Consider the following 15,777-nt stretch of genomic DNA (forward strand, 5'->3'; position numbering starts at 1 on the left):
GTGGAGACGCTGCACATCATGCAAGACCAGGCCCGGGCCCGGCGCTGGAACGCTCGCAAGCTCTGGGTCTGGCTGCACCGCTGGGTGTCGCTGGCGGCTGGCCTCTTGCTGGTGCTGCTGGGCCTGAGCGGCAGCGCCCTGGTCTGGCGCGCCGAGCTAGATGCGATGCTCAACCCGGCCTGGTTGCAGGCGCGGCCGGCCTGCGCCGCGGCCGAAACCGCCCCGGAGGCGGCGCCCATCCGCCGCGTGCTGCAGCTGCTGGCCGAGCAGGCGCCCGGCCGCAAGCCGGCCCTGATCGTGGCGCCAGCCCAGCCGGGCGCCGCCTACCAGGTGTGGGAGCGTCGCGACCCGCAGACCGGCTGGCGGCGCGAGCATTTCATCGATGCCCGCTGCGGGCTCTACCTCGGCCACCGCGATCGCGGCGCCGTGCGCTGGGACGCCGCTCATCTGATGCCCACGCTGTTCGAGCTGCACCGTTACCTGCTCAGCGGCGACCGTGGCGAGACGGTGGTCGGCATCGGCGGCCTGGTGCTGCTGGGCCTGGGCCTCTCGGGCATCTGGCTGGCCTGGCCGGCGCGCCCCAGCTGGCGCAGCTGGCGGCAGGCGCTGAGCATCAAGACGGGGGCATCGACCGCACGCACCTGGTTCGATGTCCACCGCGCCGTGGGCCTGTGGATGGCGCCGGTGCTTATCGTGCTGAGCCTCACCGGTGCGGCCCTGGCTTTTGGTGACAGCACGCGCGCCCTGGTCGGCAGCGTGCTGCCGGTGCAGAGCTGGCCCAAGCTCAAGCCATCAGCACAGCCTGCGGCAGCAAGCACCGACTGGGACTACGACGCCCTGGCCCGCGCCGCCGAAGCGCAGTTCCCCGCCGGCCAGGCACGCTGGACACGCATCACCCTGGCCAAGGCCTCCGAAGGCCAGACGGAGCTGCGCCTGCTGCAGCAGGGCGAGTGGCGCAAGGACACCGGAAGCACCCGGCTGCGACTGAATCTTCAAGGCCAGCCGCAGGCCCTGCACGACCCGCTGCACACCGGGGCGGGCAATCAGGTGCTGGATTTCATCTACCCCCTGCACAAGGGCGAAGCCTTGGGCCTGGGCGCGCGCCTGCTGTGGACCCCTGTTCGGCCTGACGCCGGCACTCCTGCTGGGCAGCGGCGTTTACCTCTGGCTGCGACGCCGGGCGGCGCGCGCCTGAGCCCGCTGTGGCGGCAACTCAGCGCGCATCGGCCCCGTCGCTGAGCCGCCGCCATTCCGGCGGCGCCCAGAGATGCTTGAGGGCCAGCCACAGGCTGCGTTCACGCCGCATGTCCGCAAGCATGGCCGCCCATTCGTGGGCATTGAGCCAGAAGAGGTTGTGGGTTTCGACCGGGTGCTGCAGGCCGTAGTCCACCGGTTCGTCTTCGGGCACAAAGGTGCCGAAAAGCCGATCGAACACGATCAACATGCCGCCGAAGTTGCGGTCGATGTAGACCTCGTTACGGCCATGATGGGCGCGGTGGTGCGAGGGGGTATTGAAGACCCACTCGAACCAGGCCGGCATGCGATCGACCCACTGGGTGTGGACGAAGAACTGGTAGCCCAGATTGAGCGAGAGCGCGAACAAGACCCAGCGCGGCTCGAAACCCAGCCAGACCATGGGCGTGTAGAACAACCAGTTGCCGGCGATGGGGTAGAACCAGCTCTGCCGCAGCGCCGTGGTGAAGTTCATCTGCTCCGAGCCGTGGTGCACCACATGGGCGCACCAGAACCAGCGGATGCGATGGCTGGCGCGATGGAACCAGTAGTACAAAAACTCCACTGCCAGAAACAGGCCGATGAAGTTCAGCGGCGTCACCTCGATGGTGAACAGCCGGTGCTGGTAGATCCAGCCCATGGCCGGCAGCACCCACACGGCCAGCAGGACCAGATCGACCAAGAGATAGCTGCCGCCGCTGTTCATGCTGTCCAGGGTGTCGCGCCAGCGGTAGACGCGGCGCTGGCGCAGGCGCCAGGCCTCCAGGGCGATAAAAACCATGAAGAGCGGCGAGAGCAGCAGCAGGGTCAGGTCGCGCCAGTCGCCATGGCGGAGATAGAGCTGCTGGAAAAAGTCGATCAGGGCGTCCATGGGGTCAACAGAAAACCGCGGCAACCCACATGATGCGCCGCACCGCAGGCACCGGCTTGACGGACATGGCCAATCACTTGACCGATCGCGCCAAAACCGCGGCGCCCTGGCGTTTGTCCGGAGCGCCGCTGCATGCGGCTCGGGCATCATCGCGGCCAGTTTCCCGAGACCTGCTCTTCGCACGTTCACCTGTTCCCCTCATTTGCCCATGACCGAAGCCCGCGTTGCCGCCAGCTATGTGCAGCTGCTTTACGAGCATCTGGCCGCGCTCGGCCTCGACGCAGCCGCCCTGCTGGGCCCAGGCCCGGCCGCGGGCGAACACTTTGTGGCCCTGAAGCGCTGGCAGGCCTTGTTACAGCGCGCGCAAGCCCTGGACCCCGGCCCGCCGGCCACCTTTGCCCTGCGCCTGGGTCGCGGCATCAGCCCGCGGCATTTCGGCGTGATCGGCTATGCCGCCCTGGCCTGCGGCACCCTGGCCCAAGCGCTGCAGCGATTGGAACGCCACCACCGCTCGGTCTACGACGTCAACCAGGCCCAGGTCGAGCTGGGTCCGGACGGCCTGCACATCGTCTGGGGCGTGGAGCGCGGCCGGCCCGGCCCCTTGGTGGACGAGACCGCGCTGGCCGCCTTGATGCACCTGACGCGTGATTTGAGCGGCAAGCCACTGCGCGCCCTGGGCGTGGATTTCGTCAACCCTCGGCCGGCCGATGTGAAGCCCTACGAGGCCTACTTCGGCGGCCCGGTACGCTTTGCCCAGCCGCTCACCCGCCTGACCCTGGCCCATGCGGACCTGGCCCTGCCCTTGCGAGCCTCGGACAGCGCCTTGCTGGCCCTGCTGGACGAGCAGGCCGAGCGCTTGCTGCAGGAGCTGGGCACCCACCAAGCCCTGAGCGAACCGCTGGCCCTGTGGCGCCACACCTTGATCGGCCTGATCCGCTCGGGCCGCACGGCCCTGGCCGACCTGGCCCAAGCCCTGCACCTGAGCCCGCGCAGCCTGCAGCGCCGGCTGAGCGAGCAAGGCAGCAGCTTCCAAACCCTGCTGGACCAAACCCGCCAGCAGCTGGCCGAAGCGTATCTGCGCGACCCCGAGCTGGAGCTCAGCGAGGTGGCCGGCTTGCTGGGTTATTCGGAGCACAGCGCCCTGAGCCGCGCCTTCCGGCAGTGGACGGGGCAGACGCCGCAGGAATGGCGGCGCACACAGGATGCCAAGGTGCGTCGCGGATGAAGCCCATCCATTTGCACTCCGCGCCAGCCGGCCTGGTCTTGAACGGCGCCCCCGCCACGGGGCGCTATGCCGGCCAGCTGGACCTCGGCTTTGACTGGCGCGGCCTGCAGCCCCCGCACGCACGCAGCTGGCTGTGGCGCCGGCTGCATCACAAGCGCTGGCTTTACCTGGGCCTCGGTGACGAGCGGGTGTTCATCGGCCTGGCCGTGGTCGATGTCGGCTGGACCGCAACGGCCTTCGCCTACCTGTTCGACCGGCAGCAAGCCCGCCTGCGCGTGGACTGGAGCCAGGATGGTCTGCCGGGCCTGCAGGCGCACGTGGCCGATGCGCCGTTCGCAGCAGGCAGCGTCACCCGCTTCCGCGGCCCAGGCGCGCGCATCAGCCTGAGCCGTGATTCGAGTCAGCTGATGCAGGTCCAGCTCGACACGCCACAGTTTCAACTGGAATCGCAGCTGGATCTCGCCCACATGGCGCCCCCACTGCTGGCCATCGGCCCCATCGCCGATGGCGGCGTGGCCCATGCCACGCTGAAAACCAGCGCCCTGCCTTTGCGCGGCCAGGCGCGCTTGCGCGGCGCTGCCGGGCATGAGGATCTGAGCCTGGACCAGGCCTGGGGTGCGCTCGACGCCTCCAACGGCCTGCTGGCACGCCACACCGCCTGGCGCTGGGCCAGCGCCCACGGGCCCGGGCTGGGCTTCAATCTGCAGCAGGGCTATTTCGGCGGGCAGGAGAACGCGCTGTGGCTGGACGGCCAGCTCATCCCGCTCGGCGCCGCCCAGTTCGCCTTCGATGCGGCCCGGCCCTTACAACTCTGGCATGTCCGTACGGACGACGGCCTGCTCAACTTGCAGTTCCAGCCCGAAGGAGCCCGTCAGGACGCCCGCCACCTCGGTTTCGCCGCCAGCCACTACGTGCAGCCGGTCGGCCGCTTCAGCGGCTGGGTGCGAGCATCACCCAATGACCCCAAGCGCGAGGTTCACCAGCTGCTGGGCGTGACCGAGGACCATCGGTCGATGTGGTGATCCGAGAGCTGGGATGGCAGTGAACGGCACAGAGCTTTCTTTGGTTTTGCTCGTGAGGCCCTGCAGCCCGCGCCGCCACCGGGCTCATGGTTCCGGGGTCGGCCCTAGCGGGCCGACTTCCCTGCGCTGCTCGCACCTCGGGGCTGGCGCATAACTCACTTCGCTCCCTGCGTTCGCTTCGTTCAGACAGAAGCGCCAAGTCAGAACTTGAAGCGCACGAGTACGTGCGCGCCCCGAGGCGCTGTGCTGCTCGGCCCCTCACAAATCGCCCGGCAGCGGCACGGGCTGCAGGGCGCTTGCACGGCGATCGATCTGCCTCATCAACGGAGGAACACGCCAACTCCGAAGGTGGCTCGGCCCGCCGACGGGCGATTTGTGCGCGGCCGAGGGCGCAGCGGAGCGGCTCAGGCGCGCGCCGAAGTTTGCTTCAAGCGCGCTTCAAGCTCTGACTCGGCGCCACTGTCTGACCGCAGTGAGCGCAGCGAACGGAGGGAGTTTGGCGCCGCTGAGCCGCGGAGTGAGCAGCGAGGGGAGTCGGCTCGAAGAGCCGACCCGCGAACCTTGAGCACGGCGGCGGCCCGAGGCACCGCAGCGTGAGCGACGAGCACAGCGAAGGGTAGCAATGTGCCGCCAGCAGCCCCTCGCAGAACGAGAGGGGCCGCCACGCACTCACTCAATGCACCACGCGCCCGAACTGGAACTCGCCGTCCTGCACATCGACCGGGATCACATCCTTGGGGCCGAAGCGGCCTTGCAGGATGAGCTTGGACAGCGGGTTCTCGACACGCTGCTGGATGGCGCGCTTGAGCGGGCGGGCGCCAAACACAGGGTCGAAGCCGACCTTGGCCAATTCGTCCAAGGCCGCCGGGCTGACGTCGAGCTTCATCTCCAGCTTCTCCAGACGCTGCTCCAGGATCTGCAGCTGGATCTTGGCAATGGAGGCAATGTGCTTGGCGTCCAGCGCATGGAAGACCACGGTCTCGTCGATGCGGTTGAGGAACTCGGGGCGGAAATGCGCCTTGACCTCGCCCCAGACGGCGTCCTTGATGACTTCGCTCGATTCACCAGCCAAGGCCATGATCTGCTGAGATCCTAAGTTACTGGTCATCACGATCACCGTGTTCTTGAAGTCCACGGTGCGGCCCTGGCCATCGGTCAGGCGACCGTCGTCCAGAACCTGCAAGAGCACATTGAACACATCGGGGTGGGCCTTTTCGACCTCGTCCAGCAGCAGCACGCTGTAGGGCTTGCGGCGCACGGCCTCGGTCAGGTAGCCGCCTTCGTCATAGCCCACATAGCCCGGAGGCGCGCCAATCAGGCGCGACACCGAATGTTTCTCCATGAACTCGCTCATGTCCATGCGGATCAGATGCTCTTCGCTGTCGAACAGGAAGCCGGCCAAGGCCTTGCACAGCTCGGTCTTGCCCACGCCGGTGGGGCCCAGGAAGAGGAAGCTGCCCAAGGGGCGGTTCGGGTCCGACAGGCCGGCGCGCGAGCGGCGGATGGCATCGGCCACCGCGGTGATGGCCTCATCCTGGCCGACCACGCGTTGGTGCAGTTTGGCTTCCATCTGCAGCAGCTTGTCGCGCTCACCCTGCATCAGCTTGGACACCGGGATGCCGGTGGCACGGGCCACCACTTCGGCGATCTCTTCGGCGCCGACCATGGTGCGCAGCAGCTGCGGGCGCGCCGTGCCCTCCTTGCCTGATTTGGCCTTGCCGGCCTCCTTGGCCTGGGCCTCCTTCAGGCCCTTTTCCAGCTCGGGCAGGCGGCCGTATTGCAGCTCGGCAACCTTGTTGAAATCGCCCTTGCGCTTGAGTTCCTCGATCTGCTGCTTGATGCGGTCGATCTCTTCCTTGACGTGGGCGCTGCCCTGGGCCTGGGCCTTCTCGGCGGTCCAGATCTCTTCCAGGTCGTTGTACTCGCGCTGCAGCTTGAGCAGCTCTTCCTCGATCAGTTCGAAGCGCTTGATCGAGCCCTCGTCCTTCTCGCGGCGCACGGCCTCGCGCTCGATCTTGAGCTGGATCATGCGGCGATCGAGCTTGTCCATCACCTCGGGCTTGGAGTCGATCTCGATCTTGATCTTGGCGGCGGCCTCGTCGATCAGGTCGATGGCCTTGTCGGGCAGAAAACGATCGGTGATGTAGCGGTGGCTCAGTTCGGCCGCAGCGATGATGGCCGGGTCGGTGATCTCCACGCCATGGTGGACCTCGTACTTTTCTTGCAGGCCACGCAGGATGGCGATGGTGGCCTCCACCGTCGGCTCATCGACCAGCACCTTCTGGAAACGGCGCTCCAGGGCGGCGTCCTTTTCCACATACTTGCGGTACTCGTCCAAAGTGGTCGCGCCGATGCAGTGCAGCTCGCCGCGGGCCAGGGCCGGCTTGAGCATATTGCCGGCGTCGATGGCGCCCTCGGCCTTGCCGGCGCCGACCATGGTGTGGATCTCGTCGATGAAGAGAATCGTCTGGCCTTCGTCCTGCGCCACTTCCTTGAGCACGGACTTCAGACGTTCCTCAAAATCTCCACGGTACTTGGCGCCAGCCAGCAGCAAGGCCATGTCCAGCACCAGCACGCGCTTGTTCTTCAGGGAATCGGGCACCTCGCCGTTGACGATGCGCTGGGCCAGGCCTTCGACGATGGCGGTCTTGCCCACGCCCGGCTCGCCAATCAGCACCGGGTTGTTCTTGCTGCGGCGCTGCAGCACCTGGATGGCGCGGCGGATCTCGTCATCGCGGCCGATCACCGGGTCCAGCTTGCCTTCGCGGGCGCGCTCGGTCAGATCGAGCGTGTACTTCTTGAGCGCTTCGCGGTTTCCTTCGGACTCCTGGCTGTCGACCTTCTGGCCGCCACGCACCGCCTCGATGGCGGCTTCCAGCGATTTGCGGCTCAGGCCATGACCACGCGCGATGCCGGCCAGATCGGTTTTGGCATCAGCCAAGGCCAGCAGAAACATCTCGCTGGCGATGAAGTGATCGCCGCGCTTGGAGGCCTCTTTCTCGGCCGCCTGCAGCAAGGCCACCAGGTCGCGCCCGGCGCTGACCTGCTGGCCTTCGCCCTGCACCTGGGGCAGGCCGGCGATGATGCTGTCGAGCGCGGTCTTGAGCGCCGACACCTTGACGCCGGAACGCTCCAGCAAGGCTTTGGGGCCGTCCTCCTGCGCCAACATGGCGCTCAGCACATGGGCGGGCTCCATGTACGGGTTGTCGCGGGTGATGGCCAGGCTCTGAGCCTCGCCCAAGGCTTCTTGGAAACGGGTGGTGAACTTGTCTGCACGCATGGGATGAATCCTCCGTTGCTCGGACAGCTGAGGCCATAGACCCGGCTTTCAAGAGGCCCGCGGCGCAGAGCGCGGCTTCTAGGGGGAGTGCTCCAGCGAAGGGCTTGCCACCGACGGCACGCAGCGAGCGGCACAATCGCCGCCGCAATCCTGTCAGCCGCCCTGCCTGCCTTCCACACCATGAACCCGCCCCAGCTCTACACCGCCAGCGTGCCCGTGTTCCAACGCTACCTCAGGCAGCTGAGCCTGATGCTTGATGCAGCTCAAGCCGAAGTCACGAAGGGCCGCGTCAACGAGGCCCAGCTGCTGGAAGCGCGCCTGGCGCCGGACATGCTGCCGCTGCATTTGCAGGTGCAGATCGCCGCAGGATTTGTCCTGCGCGCCTGCGCCCCGCTGCAAGGGCTGCCCGTGCCACCACTGGGCAGCCCGGCGCCCGGTCTGGCCGGCCTGCAAGCCCTGCTGCGCGAGCGTCAAAGCGACCTCGACGCCCTGCCTGCCGAAGCCTTCCGAGGTGCCGAAGCGCGGGTGATCGACAGTGACGCCGGCCGAGCGCAGTTGCAACTGCCCGCCACCGAGTTTCTGCAGCACTTTGCCCTGCCCAATTTCTTCTTCCATCTGAGCTGCGCCTACGCCTTGCTGCGCCAGAGCGGCGTGCCCCTGGGCAAGCAGGACTTCGACGGTTTGCATCGCTACCGTTAGCCCCTGAACCAGCGCGCCCGATGTCCGGGGCAACGTTGCCTGTCCTTCGCGTGAGCGACGACGCCCAAGGCTTGTCCGCGAGCCCCCTAACTTGAAGTTCGTCCGGCCCTGACGGCCTTGCCGCATGTCCGTCTCTGAGGGGTCGGCGCGCTCAAGGCGTGGGCGAAGGGACTGGCGGCCGTTTCACAGGCCCAGCCTCATTCGCCTGTTCATGGCCATGACGCCCGGCACTCCATTGTCATTCGCCCCGTCCCGCTGCCCACATCCGCAGCACTTCACCACAGGGATCCACATGAAGAACGCACCGCGTATTCCATCTCGCCGTCCATCGAAGCAGCTGATGCCGATGCCCATGCGCTTGAGTCCCCTGCTGCTGGCCAGCTTGCTGGCATTGGGCGCCGGTCCGGTCCAGGCGCTGGACTACGTCTGGCTGGGAGGCACAGGCAGTTGGACCGATGCAAACAAATGGTCACTGCTGGGCCTGCCGGGTTCCGGCGACACAGCCACCCTCAGCACCGGCAGCGCCATTCTGGACAGCGACCGACTGCTGGACCGCTTGATCATGGCCGGAGGCAACCGCGGCGGCAGCGGCCTGCTCACCAGCGGCGCCCTCACCTTCTCCTCCGGCTCCCTCTTCGGCCCCGGCACCACCACCATCACCGGCGCGGCCAGCTTCTCCGGCAGCAACAACCAGTACGTCGACGCCACCCACACCCTCAACCTGAACGGCGGCGCCAGCTGGTCCGCCGGCAGCGGCACCATCTCCGTCGGCTCCAATGCCCGCATCAACGTCGCCACCGGCACCACCTTCGTCGATGCCGGTACCCTCAACCCCTCCGGCAACCGCTACCTCGCCTACTCCGGCAACGGCAGCTTCAACAACGCCGGCACCTACGAGCGCAACGGCCTGGGCACCACCCATGCCTACGGTTTCAACAACAGCGGCACGCTCAAGATCAACGCCGGCACGATGCTGATGCGCGCCGACTCCAGCTCCTCCGGCCAGATCCAGATCGCCAGCGGCGCTGTGCTCGACTACTTCGGTGGCAACGCCACCATCTCCGGCAGCGTCAGCAACGCCGGCCTGCTGCGCCAGAGCGCCGGCAACCTCACCCTCACCGCGGCCGCCAGCATCGACGGCGCCCTGCAACTGGACTACGGCAACTTCTACAACGAAGGCAGCCACAGCGTGGCCAGCCTGGGCCTGGCCGGCGGCAACCGCGGTGGCAGCGGCCTGCTCACCGCCGGCGCCCTCACCTTCTCCTCCGGCTCCCTCTTCGGCCCCGGCACCACCACCATCACCGGCGCGGCCAGCTTCTCCGGCAGCAACAACCAGTACGTCGACGCCACCCACACCCTCAACCTGAACGGCGGCGCCAGCTGGTCCGCCGGCAGCGGCACCATCTCCGTCGGCTCCAATGCCCGCATCAACGTCGCCACCGGCACCACCTTCGTCGATGCCGGTACCCTCAACCCCTCCGGCAACCGCTACCTCGCCTACTCCGGCAGCGGCAGCTTCAACAATGCCGGCACCTACGAGCGCAACGGCCTGGGCACCACACACGCCTACGGTTTCAACAACAGCGGCACGCTCAAGATCAACGCCGGCACGATGCTGATGCGAGCCGACTCCAGCTCCTCCGGCCAGATCCAGATCGCCAGCGGCGCTGTGCTCGACTACTCCGGTGGCAACGCCACCATCTCCGGCAGCGTCAGCAACGCCGGCCTGCTGCGCCAGAGCGCTGGCAACCTCACCCTCACCGCGGCCGCCAGCATCGACGGCGCCCTGCAACTGGACTACGGCAACTTCTACAACGAAGGCAGCCACAGCGTGGCCAGCCTGGGCCTGGCCGGCGGCAACCGCGGTGGCAGCGGCCTGCTCACCGCCGGCGCCCTCACCTTCTCCTCCGGCTCCCTCTTCGGCCCGGGCACCACCACCATCACCGGCGCGGCCAGCTTCTCCGGCAGCAACAACCAGTACGTCGACGCCACCCACACCCTCAACCTGAACGGCGGCGCCAGCTGGTCCGCCGGCAGCGGCACCATCTCCGTCGGCTCCAATGCCCGCATCAACGTCGCCTCCGGCACCACCTTCGTCGATGCCGGTATCCTCAACCCCTCCGGCAACCGCTACCTCGCCTACTCCGGCAACGGCAGCTTCAACAATGCCGGCACCTACGAGCGCAACGGCCTGGGCACCACACACGCCTACGGTTTCAACAACAGCGGCACGCTCAAGATCAACGCCGGCACGATGCTGATGCGCGCTGACTCCAGCTCCTCCGGCCAGATCCAGATCGCCAGCGGCGCTGTGCTCGACTACTCCGGTGGCAACGCCACCATCTCCGGCAGCGTCAGCAACGCCGGCCTGCTGCGCCAGAGCGCTGGCAACCTCACCCTCACCGCGGCCGCCAGCATCGACGGCGCCCTGCAACTGGACTACGGCAACTTCTACAACGAAGGCAGCCACAGCGTGGCCAGCCTGGGCCTGGCCGGCGGCAACCGCGGTGGCAGCGGCCTGCTCACCGCCGGCGCCCTCACCTTCTCCTCCGGCTCCCTCTTCGGCCCCGGCACCACCACCATCACCGGCGCGGCCAGCTTCTCCGGCAGCAACAACCAGTACGTCGACGCCACCCACACCCTCAACCTGAACGGCGGCGCCAGCTGGTCCGCCGGCAGCGGCACCATCTCCGTCGGCTCCAATGCCCGCATCAACGTCGCCGCAGGCACCACCTTCGTCGATGCCGGTACCGTCAACCCCTCCGGCAACCGCTACCTCGCCTACTCCGGCAATGGCAGCTTCAACAACGCCGGCACCTACGAGCGCAACGGCCTGGGCACCACCCAGGCCTACGGCTTCAACAACAGCGGCCAGATTCACATCAACTCCGGCACTTTCCTGCTCCGAGACGCATGGAACAACACCGGGGTCGCCCGCATTGCTGCAGGCGCGAGCCTGAGCTCATCTGAGGCCAACTTCAACAACCACGGGCGGCTGGAGGGCGACGGAATGATCCGGACTGCAGGCCAGAGCTATGCGCTGCTGAACCTGGGCGAGCTGAGCCCAGGAAGCTTGTCCACCGTCGGCCAACTGGCCATCGACGGCGATCTGACCCTGGGCAGCACCTCGGTGCTGGACATCGACCTGGCCAGCTTGAGCAGCTTTGATGCCATCAGCATCAGCAGCGACTTGCGCGTCGGCGGCGTGCTGAAAGTGGAGAGCCTGGACGGATTCGGCCCTCAGGTGGGAGACAGTTTCAAGATCGCCACCTTCAGCCAACTGGTCGGCGGGGGCCGCTTCAGCCAGGTGCAATGGCTGGGCAGCCCGGGCTTGACGCTGAGCGTCGACTACAACGCCAGCGACATCACCTTGCGCGTGACTGCGGTGCCTGAGCCTTCCAGCTGGGCGCTGATGTTCTCGGGCCTGGCTTTGTTCGGCTGGCTGTCATCGCGTCGCCACCGCGTGGCTGAGCAGTAAGCGGGCACCCGGCTGGCCGGGGGCGCCGTCGAGCCAGCAACTCATGACCTCGTTCTTCGCCCCTGCCCTGCTCGCGACATCAAGCACCCATCGCCAGCCACAAGCGAATCAGCCTCATACCCAGCGCCGCACACGCCAGCGAGCCCAGCACATGGGCTGCGGCGTGCAGCAAGGCCATCCCCATCTCGCCCCGCTGCAACAGCCCCAGCGATTCACCCGAAAAGGCCGAGAAGGTGGTCAAGCCACCGAGAAAGCCGGTGACCAGCAGCAGGCGCAGGAACTCATCCGGCGTGCGGCCGAACCATTCCAGCGCCATGCCGATGAGCAGGCCGCCGACCAGATTGACCAGCAAGGTGCCGAGCGGGAAACCGGCGTAGCTGCTGTTGAAGTAAACGCCGGCGACCCAGCGGCAGAGCGCGCCCAAAGCAGCACCACCGGCAACGGCGGCACCCTGGGCCAGCCCCACAGGCAGGCCGCTCACAGAGTCGAACCCGCCGTATTGCCGGCCACCTGAATGCCCCAGCGAGCCAGCGCCGCATCGTCCGCTTCGCGGGCGTCGACCCAGTGGCCGCCCTCGGCCGTGTATTCCTTCTTCCAGAACGGCGCCTGAGTCTTGAGGTAGTCCATCAAGAACTCACAGGCCTGAAAGGCCTGGCCGCGGTGGCGGGCGCTGACCAGCACCAGCACGATCTGATCCAAGGCCGCCAGGCGGCCAACCCGGTGGATCACGCGGGCCTCGTGGATGTCGAAGCGCTGCAATGCCGCCTCAATCATGGCTTCGATGCTGGCCTCGGTCATGCCGGGGTAATGCTCGAGCTCCATGGCCTCGATGGCCGGCCCCTCGCCGCCGACATCTCGCACCGTGCCCAGAAAGCTGACCACCGCGCCTGTGCGCCCATCGCCCGCGCGCAAGGCGGCCGCTTCCTGGCTCAAGTCAAAATCTTCCGTCTGGATGCGGACACGAGTGGGGCTGACTGTCATGGCGCGGATTGTGTCATCGGCCACTGGAGATATCACATCCAGCTTGGGGATCGACGGTGAATTTGACCCGGGGGCGAGCCCGGAGGCATTGGTACTTTGTCGCATACTGCCCGGCAAGCGCGGTCGGTTTGCATCGAAGCCAGAGCTTCGATGCCAGCACATCGGTGATGTGCTGGCGCCGGCTGCATGGGATCGGGCTGACAACAAGGAGACGCGGCCATGGGCCTGATGGATTTCATCAAGAAGCAGTTCATAGACATCCTCCAGTGGACGGAGGATGGAGACGGCACGCTGGCCTGGCGCTTCCCCATGGCCGATATGGAAATCCAGTACGGCGCCTCGCTGACGGTGCGCGAGTCGCAGCTGGCCGTGTTCGTCAACGAAGGCAAGGTCGCCGATGTCTTTGGGCCTGGAACCCACACCCTGAACACCCAGACCCTGCCGGTGCTGACCTATCTGAAGAACTGGGACAAGCTCTTCGAATCGCCCTTCAAGAGTGACGTCTACTTCTTCAGCACCCGCCAGCAGGTGGACCAGCGCTGGGGCACACAGCAGCCGGTGACCATCCGCGACAAGGACTTTGGTGCCGTGCGCCTGCGCGCCTTCGGCAATTTCGTCTACCGGGTGGCCGATGCGAAACTCTTCCACACCGAGATCTCCGGCACGCGCGAGCGCTACACCGTGCAGGATCTGGACGGCCAACTGCGCGGCCTGATGCTGCAACACATCAGCGATGCGGTGGCCCAAAGCGGCATCCCCTTCCTGGATCTGGCGGCCAACCAGATCGAGTTTGCGCGCCAGCTGCAAACCGCCACCGCGCCCGAGTTTGAAAAGATCGGCCTGAAGCTGGAGGGCGTGACGCTGCAGAACGTCTCCCTGCCGGAAGAGCTGCAGAAGATCCTCGACCAGAAGATCGGCATGGGCATGATCGGCCAGAACATGGGCCAGTTCATGCAGTACCAGACCGCTCAAGCCATCCCCAAGCTGGCCGAAGGCGTGGGCCAGGGCGGCGGCGGCGGTGTCGCGGGCGACGCCATGGGCCTGGGCGCCGGCCTGGCCATGGGTCAGGTCTTGGCCCAACAGCTGCAAGGCGGCCTGGCGGCTGCAGCAGCACCCGTGGCCGCGGCCGCTGTGGCTGCTGCGGCGCCCGTGGTGCAAAGCGCCGAGGACATCATGCAGCTGCTGGAGAAGCTCGGCGACTTGAAGACCAAGGGCATCCTGACCGACGAAGAGTTCGCCGCCAAGAAGGCCGACCTGCTCAAGAAGCTGGGCTGAGGAAGCAGCGCGCGCCTTGGCATCGGACACCTCGCCTCCTTCCGGCTCCTCCGCCAGTGGCGCTCCTCAGCGCCGCTGGCAAGCTGCCTGCCCCAACTGCGGCGCCACGGTGGAGTTCGCCTCGGCGGCCTCTGCCAGCGCCGTCTGCAGCTATTGCCGCAGCAGCCTGCTGCGCGAGGGCGAGGCCCTGCGCAAGATCGGCATCAGCGCCGAGCTGATCGAGGACTATTCGCCGCTTCAGATCGGCGCCAGCGGCCGCTATGCCGGCGCGCCCTTCACCGTCGTCGGCCGACAGCAGATCGCCTATGCCGAGGGCAGCTGGAACGAATGGCATGTGCTGTTCGATGGCGGACCGGCCGGGCCACGCTCGGGCTGGCTGGCCGAGGACAATGGCAGTTATGTCATGGCCTTCGAGGCGCCTCTGCCGGAAGCCGCCCCCAAGGCACAGGAACTGATTCTTGACCGCAGCTTGCAACTGGCCGACCAGCGCTGGACAGTGGCGGCCGTCACCCGCTGTCACCTGCGTGCCGCCCAGGGTGAGCTGCCACGCCCACCCCAGCTCGGAGCGGAGCGCCAGTACCTGGTGGCCGAGCTGCGCGGGCCCGGCAACGAAGTCGGCAGCCTCGACTTCAGCCCAGGACTCGCATCCAGCAACGCGGCACCGATCTGGTCGATCGGCCGATCGATCCGGCTGGACGCCATGGCCATGCAAGGCCTGCGCGACGACCTCAACAACAAAGACCTGAAATCGCGCAGCCTGGAATGCCCCAGCTGCGGCGCCGCCTTGACGCCCAGCCTCAGCAGCACCCGCTCCATCGTCTGCGGCCAATGCCATGCGGTGGTGGATATCTCGCAGGGCGCCGGGGCCGATCTCGAACACTATGCCCAGAACAATGGCATGGAGCCGCAGCTGCGCCTGGGCAGCACCGGCATGCTGCAGACCGAGACCGGCCAGGCCATCACCTGGCAGGTGGTGGGCTACCAGGAGCGCTGCGACCTGCCCGAGAGCAGCGAGGACGAGCAGACCTTTTGGCGCGAGTACCTGCTCTACAACAAGATCGAGGGCTTCGCCTTTCTGGTCGACACCGAAGAGGGCTGGAGCCTGGTGCGGCCCCTGACCGGCGCACCCGTCAGCAGCCGCGGAGATCGCATCGATTGGGGTGGCAAGAGCTACAAGAAGCGCTGGACCTATCAGGCCAAGGTCACTTATGTGCTGGGTGAGTTCTATTGGCAGGTCAGCCGCGACCAACGTACCCTGGTCAGCGACTACGAAGGCCAGGGCGAAGCCCGGCAGATGCTGCTCAGCCGCGAACAGACCGAGAACGAAGTCGTCTGGAGCCTCGGGCGCAAGCTCGATGCCGCCGTGGTGGCGCGGGCCTTCAAGCTGGCGCCCGAGCGCGCTGCGGCTCTGGGCCGCGATGCCAGCAGCCTCAGCGACGGCGGCGGCCTCTTGCGCAAGATCGTCATCGCCTTTTTCATCCTGCTGATCCTGGTCTTGCTGCTGCGCGCCTGCAGCAGCGACGATTGCCAGGCCTACAAGGACAGCTACGGCGAAGCCAGCAGCGAGTACCAGCAATGCCGCAAATCCAGCGGCGCCCGTTACGGAACAAGCGGCGGCAGCTATGGCGGCTCCTACGGCGGCTACAGCAGCGGTGGCGGCGGCCACAAATAGCCAAACGTCCAGGCCACAACCCGTTCACGCAAGATTTGAGG

At 67.0% G+C, this 15,777-nt stretch carries 11 protein-coding genes; 7 read left to right on the top strand and 4 right to left on the bottom strand.

Going from position 1 to position 15,777, the window contains the following annotated elements:
- Positions 1–1,239 carry a PepSY-associated TM helix domain-containing protein gene (locus tag OOB33_RS19670; protein ID WP_271009878.1) on the top strand — a complete coding sequence of 413 codons (1,239 nt, stop codon included), beginning with the start codon at positions 1–3 and terminating at the stop codon, positions 1,237–1,239.
- Here OOB33_RS19670 and OOB33_RS19675 read toward each other — a convergent pair.
- The gene (locus tag OOB33_RS19675) at positions 1,214–2,104 is read right to left on the bottom strand and encodes a sterol desaturase family protein (protein ID WP_271009879.1); all 891 of its coding nucleotides are present in this window, start codon (positions 2,102–2,104) and stop codon (positions 1,214–1,216) included. The genes OOB33_RS19670 and OOB33_RS19675 overlap by 26 nt on opposite strands.
- Before the next feature lie 208 nt (positions 2,105–2,312).
- On the opposite strand from OOB33_RS19675, the gene OOB33_RS19680 reads away from it, so the two are divergent.
- Both OOB33_RS19680 and OOB33_RS19685 read left to right on the top strand, forming a co-directional pair.
- The gene (locus OOB33_RS19680; protein ID WP_271009880.1) at positions 2,313–3,329 is read left to right on the top strand and encodes an AraC family transcriptional regulator; all 1,017 of its coding nucleotides are present in this window, start codon (positions 2,313–2,315) and stop codon (positions 3,327–3,329) included.
- Positions 3,326–4,351 carry a DUF2804 domain-containing protein gene (locus OOB33_RS19685; RefSeq protein WP_271009881.1) on the top strand — a complete coding sequence of 342 codons (1,026 nt, stop codon included), beginning with the start codon at positions 3,326–3,328 and terminating at the stop codon, positions 4,349–4,351. Before OOB33_RS19680 ends, OOB33_RS19685 begins: the two co-directional genes overlap by 4 nt.
- A gap of 673 nt (positions 4,352–5,024) precedes the next feature.
- Here OOB33_RS19685 and clpB read toward each other — a convergent pair.
- Entirely contained in the window at positions 5,025–7,631 is a 2,607-nt protein-coding gene (clpB, locus tag OOB33_RS19690) for an ATP-dependent chaperone ClpB (RefSeq protein WP_271009882.1), read from the bottom strand.
- 180 nt (positions 7,632–7,811) lie between these two features.
- On the opposite strand from clpB, the gene OOB33_RS19695 reads away from it, so the two are divergent.
- On the top strand, positions 7,812–8,330 hold the full coding sequence (locus OOB33_RS19695; protein ID WP_271009883.1) for a DUF1993 domain-containing protein: 519 nt from the start codon (positions 7,812–7,814) through the stop codon (positions 8,328–8,330).
- A 352-nt stretch (positions 8,331–8,682) separates the two neighbouring features.
- Positions 8,683–11,808 carry a PEP-CTERM sorting domain-containing protein gene (locus tag OOB33_RS19700; protein ID WP_271009884.1) on the top strand — a complete coding sequence of 1,042 codons (3,126 nt, stop codon included), beginning with the start codon at positions 8,683–8,685 and terminating at the stop codon, positions 11,806–11,808.
- Positions 11,809–11,887: 79 nt separating this feature from the next.
- Here the strand turns inward: OOB33_RS19700 and crcB are convergent, their stop codons facing one another.
- Positions 11,888–12,289: a fluoride efflux transporter CrcB gene (gene crcB / locus OOB33_RS19705; RefSeq protein WP_102767251.1), complete on the bottom strand. Its 402-nt coding sequence runs from the start codon at positions 12,287–12,289 to the stop codon at positions 11,888–11,890.
- Positions 12,286–12,789, bottom strand: coding sequence for a molybdenum cofactor biosynthesis protein MoaE (locus OOB33_RS19710; RefSeq protein ID WP_102769517.1), 504 nt, complete (start codon positions 12,787–12,789; stop codon positions 12,286–12,288). Before OOB33_RS19710 ends, crcB begins: the two co-directional genes overlap by 4 nt.
- Positions 12,790–13,008: 219 nt before the next feature.
- On the opposite strand from OOB33_RS19710, the gene OOB33_RS19715 reads away from it, so the two are divergent.
- Both OOB33_RS19715 and OOB33_RS19720 read left to right on the top strand, forming a co-directional pair.
- Positions 13,009–14,064 carry an SPFH domain-containing protein gene (locus OOB33_RS19715; RefSeq protein ID WP_102767252.1) on the top strand — a complete coding sequence of 352 codons (1,056 nt, stop codon included), beginning with the start codon at positions 13,009–13,011 and terminating at the stop codon, positions 14,062–14,064.
- 16 nt (positions 14,065–14,080) lie between these two features.
- Entirely contained in the window at positions 14,081–15,736 is a 1,656-nt protein-coding gene (locus OOB33_RS19720) for a DUF4178 domain-containing protein (RefSeq protein WP_271009885.1), read from the top strand.
- The last annotated feature ends 41 nt before the right edge of the window (positions 15,737–15,777 follow it).

Origin of the sequence: Paucibacter sp. B51 (assembly GCF_027863535.1) — a bacterium.
Lineage (GTDB): Bacteria > Pseudomonadota > Gammaproteobacteria > Burkholderiales > Burkholderiaceae_C > Paucibacter_A > Paucibacter_A aquatilis.

Bases quoted from the DNA above. Each gene is read 5' to 3' on its own strand.
- OOB33_RS19675 (WP_271009879.1), bottom strand. From the start codon at position 2,104: ATGGACGCCCTGATCGACTTTTTCCAGCAGCTCTATCTCCGCCATGGC.
- OOB33_RS19680 (WP_271009880.1), top strand. From the start codon at position 2,313: ATGACCGAAGCCCGCGTTGCCGCCAGCTATGTGCAGCTGCTTTACGAG.
- OOB33_RS19685 (WP_271009881.1), top strand. From the start codon at position 3,326: ATGAAGCCCATCCATTTGCACTCCGCGCCAGCCGGCCTGGTCTTGAAC.
- clpB (WP_271009882.1), bottom strand. From the start codon at position 7,631: ATGCGTGCAGACAAGTTCACCACCCGTTTCCAAGAAGCCTTGGGCGAG.
- OOB33_RS19695 (WP_271009883.1), top strand. From the start codon at position 7,812: ATGAACCCGCCCCAGCTCTACACCGCCAGCGTGCCCGTGTTCCAACGC.
- OOB33_RS19700 (WP_271009884.1), top strand. From the start codon at position 8,683: ATGCGCTTGAGTCCCCTGCTGCTGGCCAGCTTGCTGGCATTGGGCGCC.
- OOB33_RS19710 (WP_102769517.1), bottom strand. From the start codon at position 12,789: ATGACAGTCAGCCCCACTCGTGTCCGCATCCAGACGGAAGATTTTGAC.
- OOB33_RS19715 (WP_102767252.1), top strand. From the start codon at position 13,009: ATGGGCCTGATGGATTTCATCAAGAAGCAGTTCATAGACATCCTCCAG.